This window comes from Azospirillum sp. P4_B5 (assembly GCF_056402275.1).
On the sequence record NZ_JBFUHT010000009.1, the window covers coordinates 159,098 to 174,989 of the forward strand.

Consider the following 15,892-nt stretch of genomic DNA (forward strand, 5'->3'; position numbering starts at 1 on the left):
CAGACACCTTATAGCATACCGATATATATTTGTCAAATTCTGGTAGAAGCGGCCAGGGTGTCGCAAGGTTCTCATTCCGTTGACCGCCAGAAAGACGGTGCATCCCGGCCATCGACGGGTCACGTCCACTGAGAAACTGTGCGGTTCCCCTGTGCATCAGTGGCCCGAGGATGGGTCACAGCGGAGCATGCGCCGAACGAACCGCCAACACCTTCGTTTGGCATCCTCAGTGCCCGCCCCGGATCGACAGCTTGGCCTGCGCCGCACTTCCTGCCGTACCCGCCATGTCAATTCGGCTTCACGATGTCCGCGGGGAGAATGGATGCCCCAGAGGAAGCGGTCAACTCGCGATCAGAACGGAATACAAAAGAAGGCTTCCTCTTTATCCATACACGCCTGAAAATATTTTCACCGAAGCAACGTTTTCCGTTCCCGCCGAGAATTTCGATCCAATATTTTCTTCAGAGGAGAACAGCCCTCCTGCCTTCCCGAGTCGTTGGCTGAACAGGCCGAATTCGCTCAAAGCAAGAAGGTAAATACTAATGCATGTCCACACCTTCTGTTCCTTTGTCCAAACGGAAGCGGCCACTCCGCCGGATGATGCACCGCCAACGGCAACGGCTCAAGGAATCACCGTATGGAGGACATGACGGCTCACCGGAGCGGTGTTGTCGCCCTGCCGCCGCCCAACAGCGCATCACACGTCCTGTCCGTACAATCGGCGAGACGGCCGTCGCTGTAGCCCGCGTGCGCCACCGAAGCGTAGAACGCGACGCAGCGGTCCGGCCGCTGCGGAAGGCGTTCGACAGAGTTGTACTCCTTGAGGCGGTGGAGGCACTTGCCCCCCGTTCTCCGGAGTCCCTGTTCCGGCGGCCATCCGCCGCCCCTTGCAGCGCCGCGAGCCGGCGCTGATGCCAGCACCTTGGCCCGTCACACGGTCGTGAGACCGGCGTGTCGCCCCCGGCCGCTTTCCGCGCTCGGGTCCCAACAGGAGGAGGTCAGAAGGATGGCAGCCATCGATACGCATGCGGGCCGACAGCAACAGCCGATGCCGATGGATCAGGCTCTCGCCCGACGGATCACTGAGCGGGTGCGCCAATCGGGGACACCACAGCCGTGGTCGAACGGCTATCTCGACGGCGAAGCCCGGGCCGCGGCAAATCGCCTGTTGGAGGAAATCCAAGACCTCGATGCCGCGGCACAGGCCCTCGAGGAACGAGCGTACCGGGCCGACACACTCGTCGCCGCGCTCGACGCCGAGCAGGCTGGCTGGGCAGCGACTGAGCAAGGGGTCGAGGCAGTGGCGGCAGCAGTGGCGGAGTTGCGCCGCCTCGGAGTGACCGTGGTGGTGACGAGCGGAGACAGCCGGCCGCGGAAAGCCGGGATGATGCTCGGGCTCGCATGGTGACGATGGCCTGAACTCGTCGGCCGGCGTCCTGTTCGCGTGGACGGGTCGTCTGGCATCACGGACCGGTCCGCAGCGCCTGCGGACCGGTGGCGTGAAAAAGCAAAAGCCCTCACCCGGACAGGCGAGGGCCGAGCTGAATTCGTGGCTGTGAGCATAGGAGTTCCGGCCCCACTCAGGCCCCCCACCTGGGCCGTTGCTGTCGAAAGCCATGCTCTGTCGCCCGGGACGCGGCGGAGCATGTGCGCTTCCGCCTTCCCGAGAAACGGTTTGACGCATGAGGTGCTTGACCTCCGGCTCGTCGGCGAACGACCGGTCCTCGCGCATCGCGATCATGTCGATGCGGATGAGAACGAGACAGTCGGCCGCCCCGCCGGCGAGGCTGTTCGTCGCCTCGATCGCGGTTCGGATGGTCCGTCCATTCTCGGCACCGCCCTTATCGGCGAAGCGGCAGCGTTCGAACGCCGCGATGCCGTCCTATCCAGGGCCATCAAGGTCGTCGTTCCGAAGGACGGCCTGGGCGAGCCTGGGCCGCGTGGAAGGCGGGTGCCTGCCCTTTGAGGGCTGGCCCGGAATGTAGTCCGCCGCCAACCGGCCAGGATTTCGGCAGCTGTCCGCCGCCGGCCGCCCCGTGAACCCGCCGACGCTGCGGCGCATGGAACCCGCCCCATCCGAGCTGGGCTCCGGCATGGGGGACGAGCCTTCCGTCCAGGCTGTATCCCCCGCATGGCCGCGCCAGCTCTCACCGCTTCAGGGACGGACCTCGCCCTCGGTGGATGTGGTGGGCTTCCAGCCGCCCTTCGCGCGCTTCCGGCTCATCAGCCCCGGGTAGGATGTCTCGCACACCGTCGAATACGGGCAGGCGGAACATGACGGATGCGGCACGCCCTTTTGACCGGATTGGCAGAACGACAGCGCTTCCCGCTGCTCCTCCGTTGCGGCGAGGCCACTTCCGTCGCGCTCGGCGACAACCCGCATCGTCTCCAGGGCGTCGCGCACCCACTGCTTGTCCAGCGGATAGACGCGCACTTGCTCCGTCCAGAACCGGTGGCGCCGGTGCGGCTCGGTGTGGGACTTCACGCCGAGATGGATGAGCGTCTGCCCGATCCACTGGGGATCGCGGAGTGAAGCCGTCGGGCCCTCGCGTTTGCCGTCCTCATGGGGGTCGAGGATCAGCCCCAACTCCAACTGGATCTGAGGAAGGGCGATCGCGTCGCGGACCCCGCGGTAATAGACGGCATTCTGGATGGCCAGCTTGAGGAGATCGGCGGGATCCTCGTTCTCGAGGCGCTTCATGCTTTGCGCGGCGAGAGCCTTTTCCACCGAATGGGAGAAGTCGGAATCGCCGACGACATCGCAGATCGCGAAGAGCGGCGCGCGCACCTCCATGTCGCGGTCACCGAGCGAGGCCATCCGATGCACGTAGGCGGCATGGACCGCCCGGGCCGACGTCATCCCCCAGGCATGCAGCTCCTGACGCAGGTCCTGCGCCTCCTCGAGCGGGAGGCCGGTGATGCGGCCCCCCGCCTTGACGGCCTCGGGCATCTTCTGGGTTCGGATGAACAGCGTCCGTGTCGCCGTCACCGGATCCATGCCCAGGATGTTTGTGATGACCTTCGGGCCGTAGAAGTCGAGCACTCGATTCCCGCCAGCGTCGCGGTCGTAGATGATCTTCTTGGCGGTGGCCTTCTTGTACGAGCGCTTGAGGAGCTGATGGATGTCGCCGATGCCGTCACGGCCCGCCCCGAGAGCCTCGATGTCGTCGAGGACGAGGAGGCCGCGGCCTGCGTCCATGAAGCGAATCATCGCCTTTTCCGAGCCCTCGCCGGCGACGAAGCCGTTGTAGGAGAGTTCCGCCATGTTGACCGCGGTCCCAGTCTTGTTGGAGCCGGCTGGGCCATTGAGCATCACCAGCGGAATGGCGTCGAAGACCTGGTAGACGTAGCTGAGCAGGACGTAGGACACGATGAGGTCGTAGTCGGGCTCGTGCGGCAGCCAGGTCATGCTCCGGGCCACACGCCGGAGATCCGCAACGATCTCGCCGATCGACCGGTGCGTGGACTGGCCGGCGCGGCGCCGCTCGCCGAAGCGGATGATGGAATCGTAAGCCCATGTCGAGAACTCCCGGGCCTGGGGCGGCGTGACGATTTCCGTATGGTCGTCGAGCTCGTAGACCCGATCGACCGGCGGCGTGTTCGGCGGCGACGGAAGCTCGACCCACCCTTGGACGACGCCGTCGGAACGCATGACCTTGGTGTCGTAGCGATGCACCTTGAACGGCTCGAAGACGACGCCTCCGTCGGGCTTTTCGACGCGCCGCTTGCGTTCCTCCACGGAGCGGACCCGGAACGGGTAGTACAGGTGTGTGCCGGTCCAGGCGCCGGTGATGTTCACCGCCCGGCTCGCGTACATGCCGACCGAAAGCTCGCTGGTCTCATCCCGGACGAGATCCTGGACGACGCGCGACATCGGCGGCGCCGTGCCGAGCAGCCGTTCGAGCGCTGCAACCGCGCCGTCGCGGTCGAAGAAGTCGCCCCAGGTTCTGCCCATCCCCTCGGGAACGAGAAGACGAAAGACGGTCCGACGCGCCTTTTCGAAGACGCATTGATTCGCATGGCGCTCACCCACGGCGGTGTCCGGGTGCGCCGCGAACACCTTCTGCCACCGACTCCAGAACGTTCTCGAGCCCCATTCCTCGGGAACCGTCGCACCATGGGTGCTCGCGACGACCATGACGCGGTCGCCCAGCGGCGTTCCATCCATCTCCTGGGCTATCCGCCAGAGGTCGATCGGGTTGTCGACGACGATGAGCCAGGTTCTATCCTCCGACATCTCGTGCGACCAGTAGGTCTGCGCCTCCCCAGCGCACCACGCGGAGCCTTTCGGGTTCCGGGAGAGGCCTGGGACGCCGACCTTGATGTACTGCTTGCGGAACGTCCCATCCCGGTGCCGCAGCGGAGCCTCGATGACGTCCGCCGTCTGCTCGTCGGGAGATGAATTCGCCGGGTAGGGCTCGGCGAGGCCGATGCTGTAGCGGGCCATCGTCGCATCGGTGATCCCCCGGTCGAGCAGCCAGGCGACCGCGGCCGTCGACTTCAGCAGCCGGCTGCGGCTCTTGGCGATGTTCGAGGGGCTGGCCCGTTCCGGCGTCCTGTCGCTGATCGTGGGACCAACGCCGCCGTCGGCCGCGGGCGGTAGCATCCGACGCTGGACCCCGCGTTGTTCGTCCGCAGGGTACGCGGACGGGGCGTTGCTTCGAATCGTAGGCTCAGCCATGTTCCACCTGCCCCTTGATCGCGCCGGCGATTGTGTTCAGCCGCTGCACGTAGACCATCTGCGCGAGGCGCTGGTTGTCCTTGGGACCCCAGCGCCGGTAATGATCCTTGAGCGTCTCCGTCGAGTCCTGGATGCGCGCGGCCGCGTGCTCAATCGGAACGAGCGCTTTGGCGCAATCCGTGACGATGATGTCCCGGATGTCGTGCGGCCCATGCAGACGCACGTAGAAGACCTCCTGATGTTCGCCGACCCTCATCGTCATGGGTTGGAAGAATCCGGTGTTCTTGTACTTGTTGTAGATGCCGTATTTCCGAAGGATGCGCTTCCACGAGACGTAGAACTCGTTCTCGTTCATTTCCGGGAGAGCGACATCGCTCCACTGGAACCGCCTTCTGATCCGGGTCAGCTTGGTACCGAAAGCGAAGCGCCGCACGGCCGGTAACACAATGTTGTCTTTGGCTCCGGCGTACCCCTTCAGGAGAATCCGGTGCCATTTTTCTTTGTACTCATGCAGGTCGGCGTAGAGGTCCAGCTCATCGTGGAGCACCAGCACATAGTCCTCGCCGGCGAGATGCTTCGCATAATCGTTTTTGAAGCACGAAGGCTGAAGCGTGATCCGCCAGACGCGGTCCCTGTCGTCATAGACCAGCTGGTCCCAGGTGAGCTCCCGCAGGTTCTCCTGCCGGAAGCCCGTTTCGATGGCGAGACGGATGATGAGATAATCCCTCTTGTGTCGCGCCTTCTGAAATTCGGTCGCACCCTCCGACGGGGCGTTGTCGCGGATGTGGAGCGCAAACCTGTAATAGACTTCGAGGGGGCGATCGGCCTCGAGAATCGGAAGGATCGGGAGCCATCGGTCCCGCACCGGCATCGCAGCCTGCGTGAGGTGCGCCTGCAGTTCGCTGTAGGCTTCGTAAGCCTTGACGCAGGCGCCCACCCAATCCGACTTGGCGCGGGCGACGATCTCCGGATCCATGATGCCGCGAAGTCCGGGCTTCAGTTCGCCGTTGCCGTCGAGAAAGCGTTCGAGAAGGTCAGGGCGCTGCGTCAGGTACCCGATGTCCGGGAGAAAGAGGTTCTTGACGAAGGAGACGGTGGTGACCTCCGTAAACGAGTAGTGAAGCTTCGCCTCGAGGTCCGAATCGTCCATACTCGCGCCGGCGCGGCCCGCCGCCCGCCAGCGGCAGTACCATTCGATGATTTTGTCGTCGAGCAGGAGGGCGAGCGAGGCGTCCTCGGCGCTCAGGCCTCGGCCGCACATCTCCTCGTCTCCGTCCAGCGGAAGGGCGAGGGCGCCGAAGATGAAGCCGACGGTCTCCCTCCATCCGCTCAGGGTGGTCAGATCCACGGGCTCAACACGTTGGTCGAGCTCGGAGCTGATTTTCGACTTCTTGATGCGCTTCATGCGCGCGCCGACGCCCGGAATACGCGGCGGCATCTGATCGTTCCTAAACCTGACGAGGAAGTCGAATTCCTCCTTGAGCTGGGATGGACCGTCAGCCCGGTGCAGGCCGAGGCCGTATTGATTCCGCTTGAAGGTGGATTCTGCGGTTTCGCAGAAGTGTTTTCTGATCCACTCCACGGTTTCTCGCTGCCTAGCGTCGAGTTCGTCCGCACCTTCCAGCTCGCCATCGGGCAGCCTCCTCCTCGTGAGGAAGTCCTCGGGAAGCTCACGGGCCACGGTATTGAAGAGGTTTTTGGGAAAGGCCCGGAGCCAATCCGGCATGCGTATCAGCGGCGTGACGCGCATGTCCTTGCCGATGCCGTCCAGAAGGTAATCGATGGGAACGCCGAAGCGCTTGGCCAGCCACGCGACCTGCTGTTTCCGATCAGCTCGCGGCTGGGTCTGGTCGAGCGTCCACGCGCTGATGGTCGCCACACGAAGAGAGATTCCGTCCTTCTCCGCATCACGGGACAGCGACGACGCGGTCACATGCTGCTCCTGCATGAGCGCCCTCAGCCGTTCGCCAAAGGACAGCGTCACGTTCTGGCGCTCGCGATCGAGGGCGGCCGCGACTGCGGCAATCGCGTCCATCATCGTCGAGAACTTCGCAATCGTAGCGGGTCTGAGCGTCGCGGCGAGGCGGTTCTTGGCGACCTTCAGGGACGACTTGTAAGATCTGAGGATCTCCGCGCCGAGCGGCGCGTCCATCTTCGGGTCGTTGTTCTTCGTTATCCCGTGAGCGACCATCCACTTCTTCAGCATGCTCCGCAGCAACCGGGCGTCCAACTGCCGGATCCGGGGGTTGGTTCCGCTCGCGGCAATTTCGGAGACACGGTCCAGCAAATCGGCGTACGTGCACCGGCGGGCCGCGACCACCTTCAATGGCTCCGCGCCGACCTTTGCGTAGGTCTGCAGCACGCGGATGCGGAACTTCGCCGGAGCGTCGCTGGCGAAGGTCTTCTTGTTGATGTTCGCTTGCCGGCTGATCTCGCGCAGATTGATCGCGCCGACAAAGGGGACGTATCGCTGGATGGCGGCCTGATCCTCCTTGGCGAGAAGCTCATTCCACTCCTTGAGGATGGAGTCGGCATCGGGAGGCCGGAGACGCGCCGTCGGCGTGTTCTCATAGACCGGCAGAGGCCGACCGGTCTTTTCGTGCTGTTCCCGAAGGTACGTGTCGAGGGCGTCGTACTGGACATCGAACGGAACACGGGCCCTCTTGGGCTTGCCCGTCTTCTTGCTGATCGACGGGTCCGTCAGGCGTCTCCTGGCCATAGGCAAACCTCTCCCGTTCGCCGAATCGATCGGCGCTTGAAAGCGAGAGCCTTCGGCGGCACCTTTATGGAAGGAGGGGTCCGACACCCTTTCCACGAAGGTGACGGCTCGGGGTGTTGGCGCACTCCGGGCCGTTGCCTTGTCGGCTCGACTGGTGGGCATCGCGGCTTCGGAGCCGCAAGCCCGCGTGAAGCGTGTTCACGACGTGCATCTTCTTCCCACGACGCCTGGAGCGCTACGGCTCCGCGCGGCGGCCGCGCGTGGGGTGGCACAGCGCTCAAAGTCGGCACGGGAGAAATGGAAAACCAAGAGCACCAGCGGTCCCCGGCCGTGCGGACGTCCGAGCCCAGGCTGTGCACCGGCGAGAATTCGGCACGAACGAGCCGGCACAGCAAAACGGTTGGCCGGCACGATTGCCGACACGGCCGTGGCATTCCTATTTTTCAATAACTACAAATAGATAGAGGCAGGTGGAGCTCGGCTCAGCGGATGAGCAACACACATGCCGGCACGGCCATCGGACTTGATCCGAGCGGGCAGCAGGCCCTTTCGTGCCGACCGACGTCCACTCCGGTGCACAGGCTGCCCGATGGTGGAAAACACGCTTCCCAGGGCGAATTTCTCGGCCTTCGTCCTGTTTGTATCCACCCCCTTTCGCCGGTTGGTTCGGTGTGTATCCAAGAGGCAGACTAGATCGTTGTTTTTTCTATGTTATGCGTCGCACTAAGGCACATAGTTATATTCCGAGAAATAGGCTTCATTATGGATACATCATGACACGCCATCGTCATTAGCCATTTGATTTTATTGAATACGTCAATGTCCCTTGTACATCGTAGGCGGCAAACCGCCATTTCTGGCGTATCCAGCCCTGATTTCGAGCTTTGAAGAGCGTATCCAACGCTGTCCAAAGGGATCTTCGACCCGTCTACGGCCCCGCCGACGGGCACTCAGGCGCACGCGGTCAGAGCCAGCGGTTGGATCCAGAGCTGATGCAGGACATCACGGCCTCCTTCGAAGCCGAGGACGGGCGACACGCGGTCGAGCCGGTCGGACGCGCCGTCGTGTTCCGTGTCGCGGCTAGCATGATACAGCGTCTCCGCCGTGAGGCGGGAGCCCCCGCCGGCGACGACCACGCCGTCTGGCGCCCCGTCACGACGGAAAGAACGCCCGAGTTCCTTCACCGATTCAGCCGCGGGGCGGGGCGTGCTGTCGCGTCGCCGAATAGATGCAGTCCAGCTCCTCCAGTTGCCCAACCGATGGGAAATGTTCAGCGGTCGGATCTGGGTCAAGCGGTCATGAGCGGACGCCGGTGCGCGACGGCGACGGGACCTTCGGCCCGGCCGTCTCCGCCGTCGCGCCGAGGATCGGTCCCCGTGCCGGAGGCCTAATGGCCGGCAATGGCGCGTGCGCGGCCGGGGACGGAGCGCCCGTCCCCGCGCAACGCCGGCCCGGAGTCTTTCCCCGTCCCGGAGCTCCGTCACGGGGACGGAGACGGTGCCCCGGTCGAAGACAGTTTGGGGCATGGCGTCGAGTTTCGCGCGCATCCGGCTGCCTCCGCAAGCCGTTGTCTGCGGTAGACTTCCCGACCCCGTTGCACCGGGATTGATGTCCCTGTGGATACAGTGCAGCGCCTGCGTGGTGGACGGCAACGAGAGCATTGTTCGGGAACTCGATGTGAGGAGTGTTCCCGGCGCGCCAACAGCCGTCCTCAAGAAGCCAGTTGATGGGCCGGGACGGCGGAAGTCCCCCCAACGGAGGTCAGGCGGTGGTCATGAGGACGGACTCGGGACCGTCGCCGTCATGGCCGGAATGGCACTTACCGGCCATGAACCTCTTCGCGTCGGCGGCCCGCGCGCCGGTCGCCATCGCCTCCACCATCGACCAGAACAGGACGACGGAAAAGGTCAGGGAGACGCTGGCCGGAGGCACGAGGCGGCCGTCGCGGCCGAGGCCGCGCTGCTACGACAATCTGCCACGACAATCGACCGGGCCTCTGCTAGGATCGGCCTCATGCACGCGCGCCTCCTTGACCCGGATCGACGAGCCCAGGAGAAGGCGGAGTCCCGCCGCCGCGATGAGAAGGCCCTGCGCTCGGGCCAAGTTACCCGTGACGAGTTGCAGCGCGTCAACGGCGGCCACGGGCTGTTCCGAAGCTCGATCCTAGTGCGCCGCGGGACGATCAACCGCACGCGCGCCCTCGATGCGCCCGTCAACGAGTCCTGAGTTCCGAACCGCGATCGGACGATCGGAGTGCCCGTCCCTGCGCTACGCTTCGAATGGAGTCCGAGACGCAATCGGTCATTGAGCGGCAGGACGTCGCGACGACAAGCGAGCGCGCACCTTCGACGGTGTCCTCTTTCTCCCCTGGATCCGGAAGACCGCCACCGAATACGGTGTCGTGGTGAAGCTGGGGACCTTTTCCAGGACGGCCGACGAGGCCTCGAAATGGTCGCCGGTCCCGCCACGGTCGAAGAGGTCGAGCACGACCAAGAGGGCGAGCCGCACGTTCGTTCGCTGGTAGGAGATGGCCTGCAGTCCGTGCTCGTCAAGAAGCTGTTGGAGCGTGCGATTTTCGTGGGTCTTCTTGATCTCCGCGACGATCGAAATGAGACCCAGGTCGAAGACGACGTCGGCCCGCCCATGCCCGATGCCGCGCCCCTCGGCCCTGATCCCACCACCCGCCGTCGCCGCTCTCATCGTCGCGAGATAATCCTCGTGCAGATCGGCTTCGTCGGGCGGCTCGCCCTCGCTCACGTTGAACAGATAATCTGACCAGGGTCTTGCGCCCGGCTCGATGTTCTCGACCTCGTACTGGAACGCCAACGTCCTAAGCAGGATGACGTCGAAGAGCCGTCCGGCGTCGGCGTTGGCTGCGTATTCCGGTGATTGCGCAGCGTTGGCGGCATAGTCCGGATTCGACGACAGCGTGTTCCTCATCGTCTGGAACTGCTTTGCGACGACCGGAGGAATGGTTGCGAGAAAGATTGTGGCCATGTCCGCCGCAATCTCCCTCAACGCGGACGCTTGCCCGGCGGCGGTGACGAAGCGGGAGTCCAGCACGGCAGCGACTCCGGCAGGAATCGCCGCCTTAGTAGGGTTTCGGAGGACGCTGGCCTCCCATGCCCCGATAACGCTTTGCTGAAGCGCGCGAGCGTCCAGGATCATGTCGGAAAGAGCGTTCCTCTCGATCCATCGCTCCAGCATCTGCAGCTTGGTCTGCTCCCGCTGAAGGGCGTCGACGATGGCGGGTCGGATGATTTCCTCAAGACCACCGTCCGCCCCCATTCTCAAAGTCGACCGGCTGGCCGAGTAGCAGACGAGGAGCTGGCGCTCGATAACGGTGGCGGCCTCGAGCCAGACGTCGTCGTCGAAGCTCTCCTCAAGTCTGGCGAGGCTTATCCCCAGAGTGAACCAGCCCATGGCCTCATTCACCCGGTCGACGAGCCACGAGCCGTCGAGCCTGCGGTCGGCCGGCGCCGCGAAAGCTGCGTACTCGAACGCGGCCTCGCGGATCGCGGCCACCTCGTCGCCGCCCGGCGCCGATCGGCGCCCTTGCTGGAACTCGATCAGCATCGCCACGCTGCGGCGATACAGTTCCGCGTCGGGGCGCCCCTCGACCGCCGCGACGGCCTCATTGAACCAATCCCTGGCCTTGGTGAAAGCGGCGATGGCTGCGGTCCGCTCGCGCTGCTCCAGCCCACGCCGAAGCGCGATAAGACCGAGCTCCATGGCTGCTTCGTCGCGGGCTCGTCCGCTCTCGGCGATGCGGGTGAGAATCGCCTCAAGCTCGGGTTCCGGCCGATGAGCTTGGACCAGACCGACGATCTTCGCGGCATGCTTGAGGAAATCGGCATGATCGTCGACCGTGAGCCGGACCAGGAACGCCAGCAGACCGAACATGCGGCTGGGGTCCGATTGGGAAAGCTGCAGAGCCCCGAGCAAAGCCTGCGACCGCAGACCCCAATGCGCTTGGCGGTCCGCGGCCCGGAAAATCATCGTCTCGTGCAGTTTGCCGGCTGCGCGGTCCGGGAGCGGAAGGCCGTTCGCAACGGAGCGAACCACCTCGGCCATTACGGCCGGGTCCGGGGTCAACGCGACGAGATGGACCGCGGCGTGGAGCGAGCGTTCAGCCTCCGAGCGGCACAAGCCGACGAACACGTCCGGTGCCAGCGGGTGATCGGCAAGGTCAGTCAACGCTCCACGCACCTCCTCGTCGGAGGCGTCGTCGAGGCGGATCGGGAGCGCGCGGTCCGCTTCCGCGAGCAGCCGAGCGAGCAGATCATTCATCGGTCGGCCTTAGAACAACGGTTCGGCCCCTTTAGCGTGCCGCCGTCGATCAGGTGGGACACGGCTCTCGAGTTCGTGCCGGTTCACCGCCCCGACGATGATCTGGATGTCGCCGAACCGGTCAGCGGCGTTGATCACGCTTCCTATCAGGGCCGCGAAGTCGTGGTCTGACATCTCTTGGGCGCCTGGCGAGTCGAGGACGATCAGGCCGGGATGCCGCCCGTGCCCTCGGACTTTCGAGACCTCCAGCACGGCGAGTGCCAGCGCGATCCTGACTCTTAGTTTTTCGCCCGGATTCAACCCTCCGAACGACTGGTTCACGCCGCCTTGCCGGATCCGAAGCGCGCCATTGCCTTGCAGCGCCATCGACTCGAGATTCGGCACGCCGAAGTCCCTGCAGTGCCTCATCAAGCTCGCCGAGACCTGCTCCAGAACCTCCCTCTGCAGGCCATCAAACAGCTCCTTCGTCACAGCCTCCGCGGCGCGGAGCACCGCCATTTCTTCGTCGGAAGCGGACGGCGAGGATGCGGGAGACGCCATCATCCGTAGTTCGTCCTGCCGAGCGCGGAGCTTCTCGAGGTCGGCCCGCAGAGCGTCGGCGGCGCTTCCAGCCAGCAGTTCATCCTGCGCCTTGGCGATTGCGGTCTTTGCGCCCGCGAGATTCCACGAGGCGGCCTCCGCTTTCTCCCGTGCCGCCTCGAGAGCCTTCTGCGACGCTTTGAGCGCCTTTAGAGCGTCCGCGTCGGCCATCTCCAACTCCGCCACCCTGGCCATGCCGTCGTCGTCCGTCCCGGGGTCTGGCCTGCCGCAGAGTCCGCAAGTGTCGATATCCGCGGCGGAGAAACGCCCGTCCTCGAAGGCGCTGGCGCAGGCCGGGCAATGGGCAGGTTGCAGGCGACGGAAGACCAGGCCGGCGGCCGCGTTTTCCCGCGCCTGAAGCAAACGGCGGCGGACTTCGGCCCTCACGGACTTTGCCTCGAGCAATTCCGCTTCGCACAGCGCAAGCGTTTCGGCCGCACCCTCGGCTTCCCGGCTCCGCTCGACCAACGCGCGGTCAAGGCCTGGAAGGCTTGCGCGCACCGTGGCGACATCGGGCTGGTCCTTCAGCTTTCCCATGAGCGCCGAGATCTCCCGATCAAGTTCGGCGATGCGGGAGGCCACCTTGTCGGCCACGCGGTCCGGTTCACGTTCCCGCTCGGCCTCGACCTTCTTCAGGGCAGTGGACGCCACCGTGTAGGTCGTCACCCAAGGCAGGCCGATGAAGAGCTGGATAAGCCTCAGAGGGAGGGCGTCGCTGGTGACGTCCCCGAACAGGGCCTCGCCGGGGCCGGTGATGAAGAGGGCCGCCGACATCGAGTTCCACCCGTGCTCGGCCGCCTCGGCCTGCCTGGCGCGGAACGCGTGGAATTTCGAGAAGCCGAATTCCTCCATGAATAAGGCTTCGACGCCAGTCGCGAAGTTCGCGTCGGCGGGCCCCTCAACGATCGGAACCTCGACGCCGCCGCTGTTGCGGGTCAGGCGCGCGATCATGTCCGTGTCACCGCATTCGCCGCGCGGCTTGCGGAGCGACACTCCGTACTCGGCCGTGTCGATGGTGAACGCGATGTCGAGTTCCTCGAGCCACGCCCAGACGTCAGACTTCACGCGCGTGCCGGGAAAGCGGCCCTGCAACGCGCCCCGCACCAGCCCCAGGACTGACGACTTGCCCCGCCCGTTCTCGTCCGTCAACAGCGCCCAGAGGCCGGGCCCCAGCGGCCCCCAGGAGAACTCGAATGGTTGATCCGCGCCGTGTTTCACGCCCTTCAGCCGCACCGAGCGCAGAACAAGGCTTCGTTGCCGCGGCAGCATGGCGCTCGGCACCACGCTGTGCTTCTTGAGGATCTCATCAACCTTGCTAAGGTCAAGCGATGACCGGGCGGCGATCGAACCCTTCCAGTCATTCGGGGACACGACGCTCATCCGAGATGCTCCGACAAGGCTTTCATGTAACGGCGCATAACACGTTCGCGGATCGACGGGATGACGCTGCCGTACGGCGTCGCGGCGTATTCCGGCACTTCATAGTGCGATTCCTTCAGAGCCGATCCGGCCTTGCCCCCGGCGACGCGCATGGCAAGCGCCGTCTGCCTGTCGTACCAGGCGAGGGCTGGCTGGTTGGCGAAGGCGTTGGTCAAAAACGCCTCCGCAGCTGGTCCGACGTGGTAATCGTGTTGCGGCCTGCCGGACGGCAGAGTCCGGCGCGTCGGGCGAACAAGGCCGCGGAAACTCAGCACACCGAGCGAAGTTTGCAGATCCTCGTAGGCGCCATGCCGCCACCGGACCATCTTGACGAGGCGGACACTCGGCTCATCCTCGTCGAAAATGCGCCCGACCTCGTCAAGAAGGCCGAGCTCCCCGTCGTCGTGCAGCTCAAGGAGTTTTTCAGCGAGATAGTCCGGGTAGCGGACCCAGAAATCGATTGCCAGCGCGCGCTTCTCACCTTCAAAGACCCTGTTGAACTCCGCACTGGCTTCCTCCTCCGACAGTGGCACGCTTCCTCGGACCAGAATGCATAGCAAGCGGAACGCATCCCTGTAGACCGCACCGGTCGCGGCAATGGGCGCTTCTTGAACAGCAGGCACATCTTCAACGTCGGATGAAGCGGACATCTTTGAGGGGCGGCGATCACTATGTAATTCAACCATGAGACGATACCAGAAGATCGATGCAAACTCAAGGTGATCATATCACGCTTGGAGCGCGAAGATTTTTTGCCCAAATCCGGTCGTTGCTTTGGCGCGCGTCAGCCGCAAACCTCCTGGTGCGCCGCCTGCCAAGACCGGTTGATCGGCCGGCGCTCCGGCGCGCAGCCCCGATCAGGGCAATCAGGCGTCTACCGCGAGCGCTTTCGACAACGAGGCCGATAAACCCCGTCGGGGGCGCCCGGGTGCGGAAACGAAGGCGGGCCGTTCTGGGCGCTTTCAGAATAGGGTTTTCTGTCTGATGGCGGAACGTTGTTGGGACGTGAGCTGATGGGCTATCTGGGAAAGTGGGTATCCCCTTCACACATGTAAGCGCTAGGAGCATGTATGCACCCGCCGCATCCTGACCCAATATGCCGTATGGCTCGTTGGGCCGCACGCTAGGTCTGGTGGGCGCGGTAGTGAAGAACAGTCCCGATTCGCTCCGCCTGCGTACTGTGCCCCCAGATGTAGGGGCTGGATGTGTGAAGGGGATACCCACTTCCGGGAATACGGCGCGTGGATCGAGCGACGCCTTGTGACGTCGTGCGTCGGCGCGCCGAAACACCGCGCTGATGCCGTAGCCGGCGTCGGCAACGACGCAGCCTAAGCGCACTCCCAGGGCCAGCACCCGATCCAACTCCTCAATCGCCACCTCCGGCTTGGTCCACGGTTTCTGCTGGGCTTCCGGCACCTGCGCGCGCCGGCACCGATCGGGCTTGCTCGTCCACTCCTCGGGCAGGAACAGGCGCATGACCATCGGGACCGGCACCTCCCGGCGGGCCAGGGTCAGGGTGACCAGGACCTAGCAGTTGGCGTTCTTGCCCACGACGCCGGCATACTGCGAGGCGTTACCGACGGAATGCTCGCCCCTTTTCAGCACGGCGGTGTCGTCAATGGCCAGGATGGCGTCCGACCCACCGACCAACTGATCGGCCTTGTGCGCCAGGATCGTTTCCAGTGGAACCGTGTCCCAGGAGCGGCTGGCGACGAAGTTGTGCAGCTGGTCGTAATCGCCGGGCGTTAGTTCCGCCGCGATCGGCTGCACGCTCTTGCGTTCGTTGCGTCCAAACAGACGGCGGATGTGGACCGGAGCCCAGCGCTGCCGCGCCTTGTGACCCAGCGCGTCGAGAAATGGCTCCAGCCATATCCCCAGTTCGGCTTCCCACGCCTGCAGCTCCAGCATGATCGCCTACAAACCGGTTACCTCTGAACAGTACAGCAGCACTCAATTCGCCTGCTCACGAGGAAGCTACCAAAGCAATGTTAGTTGGTGAGCCAATAGCATACTATAGTATGCCGACATGGTCCGTAGTGGAGCTTGGTACGCAGTGGAACACCTCGATAAACCGCCCCTAAGCGCGTGTTGATGCCGATGAGGGGGCACGCGGCTTGAAAGGCGGCGTTTTTTAGGGGCTGAACTCTCGGTTTTGGCTGAAAAGGCGGAAATATGCGGCGGTTTTGGCGCTATACGGGCGCAGT

General features: G+C 64.3%; 9 protein-coding genes and 1 pseudogene. 3 read left to right on the forward strand and 7 right to left on the reverse strand.

The window, feature by feature from the left end; translation table 11 throughout:
• Positions 1-1,006 precede the first annotated feature (1,006 nt).
• Both AC1DVI_RS10030 and AC1DVI_RS10035 read left to right on the forward strand, forming a co-directional pair.
• Positions 1,007-1,408, forward strand: a complete 402-nt coding sequence (locus AC1DVI_RS10030; RefSeq protein WP_476957839.1) for a hypothetical protein — start codon at positions 1,007-1,009, stop codon at positions 1,406-1,408.
• 237 nt (positions 1,409-1,645) lie between these two features.
• Complete coding sequence (locus AC1DVI_RS10035; protein WP_476957840.1) at positions 1,646-1,966, forward strand: hypothetical protein; 321 nt, start codon at positions 1,646-1,648, stop codon at positions 1,964-1,966.
• A 189-nt stretch (positions 1,967-2,155) separates the two neighbouring features.
• Here the strand turns inward: AC1DVI_RS10035 and AC1DVI_RS10040 are convergent, their stop codons facing one another.
• From AC1DVI_RS10040 to AC1DVI_RS10050, 3 genes are all read right to left on the reverse strand, one after another.
• Positions 2,156-4,606, reverse strand: coding sequence for a hypothetical protein (locus tag AC1DVI_RS10040; protein ID WP_476957841.1), 2,451 nt, complete (start codon positions 4,604-4,606; stop codon positions 2,156-2,158).
• 67 nt (positions 4,607-4,673) lie between these two features.
• On the reverse strand, positions 4,674-7,400 hold the full coding sequence (locus AC1DVI_RS10045; protein ID WP_476957842.1) for a helix-turn-helix domain-containing protein: 2,727 nt from the start codon (positions 7,398-7,400) through the stop codon (positions 4,674-4,676).
• A 1,761-nt stretch (positions 7,401-9,161) separates the two neighbouring features.
• Positions 9,162-9,332, reverse strand: a complete 171-nt coding sequence (locus AC1DVI_RS10050; protein WP_476957843.1) for a hypothetical protein — start codon at positions 9,330-9,332, stop codon at positions 9,162-9,164.
• An 81-nt stretch (positions 9,333-9,413) separates the two neighbouring features.
• Between AC1DVI_RS10050 and AC1DVI_RS10055 the strand changes: the two genes are divergently transcribed.
• Positions 9,414-9,626, forward strand: a complete 213-nt coding sequence (locus AC1DVI_RS10055) for a hypothetical protein (protein ID WP_476957844.1) — start codon at positions 9,414-9,416, stop codon at positions 9,624-9,626.
• Between the two features lie 75 nt (positions 9,627-9,701).
• Here the strand turns inward: AC1DVI_RS10055 and AC1DVI_RS10060 are convergent, their stop codons facing one another.
• The 4 genes and pseudogenes from AC1DVI_RS10060 to AC1DVI_RS10075 form a co-directional block, all read right to left on the reverse strand.
• Positions 9,702-11,690, reverse strand: a complete 1,989-nt coding sequence (locus AC1DVI_RS10060; protein ID WP_476957845.1) for a hypothetical protein — start codon at positions 11,688-11,690, stop codon at positions 9,702-9,704.
• A gap of 9 nt (positions 11,691-11,699) precedes the next feature.
• Complete coding sequence (locus tag AC1DVI_RS10065; RefSeq protein ID WP_476957846.1) at positions 11,700-13,649, reverse strand: hypothetical protein; 1,950 nt, start codon at positions 13,647-13,649, stop codon at positions 11,700-11,702.
• The gene (locus AC1DVI_RS10070) at positions 13,646-14,374 is read right to left on the reverse strand and encodes a hypothetical protein (protein WP_476957847.1); all 729 of its coding nucleotides are present in this window, start codon (positions 14,372-14,374) and stop codon (positions 13,646-13,648) included. The genes AC1DVI_RS10065 and AC1DVI_RS10070 overlap by 4 nt, the downstream gene beginning before the upstream one ends.
• 592 nt (positions 14,375-14,966) lie before the next feature.
• Positions 14,967-15,596: pseudogene (locus tag AC1DVI_RS10075) on the reverse strand (IS701 family transposase); the annotation flags it as partial.
• Between the last annotated feature and the right edge of the window lie 296 nt (positions 15,597-15,892).

Excerpts from the sequence above, each read along its gene's own strand:
- AC1DVI_RS10030 (WP_476957839.1), top strand. The coding sequence starts at position 1,007 with ATGGCAGCCATCGATACGCATGCGGGCCGACAGCAACAGCCGATGCCG.
- AC1DVI_RS10035 (WP_476957840.1), top strand. The coding sequence starts at position 1,646 with ATGTGCGCTTCCGCCTTCCCGAGAAACGGTTTGACGCATGAGGTGCTT.
- AC1DVI_RS10040 (WP_476957841.1), bottom strand. The coding sequence starts at position 4,606 with ATGCTACCGCCCGCGGCCGACGGCGGCGTTGGTCCCACGATCAGCGAC.
- AC1DVI_RS10045 (WP_476957842.1), bottom strand. The coding sequence starts at position 7,400 with ATGGCCAGGAGACGCCTGACGGACCCGTCGATCAGCAAGAAGACGGGC.
- AC1DVI_RS10055 (WP_476957844.1), top strand. The coding sequence starts at position 9,414 with ATGCACGCGCGCCTCCTTGACCCGGATCGACGAGCCCAGGAGAAGGCG.
- AC1DVI_RS10060 (WP_476957845.1), bottom strand. The coding sequence starts at position 11,690 with ATGAATGATCTGCTCGCTCGGCTGCTCGCGGAAGCGGACCGCGCGCTC.
- AC1DVI_RS10065 (WP_476957846.1), bottom strand. The coding sequence starts at position 13,649 with ATGAGCGTCGTGTCCCCGAATGACTGGAAGGGTTCGATCGCCGCCCGG.
- AC1DVI_RS10070 (WP_476957847.1), bottom strand. The coding sequence starts at position 14,374 with ATGGTTGAATTACATAGTGATCGCCGCCCCTCAAAGATGTCCGCTTCA.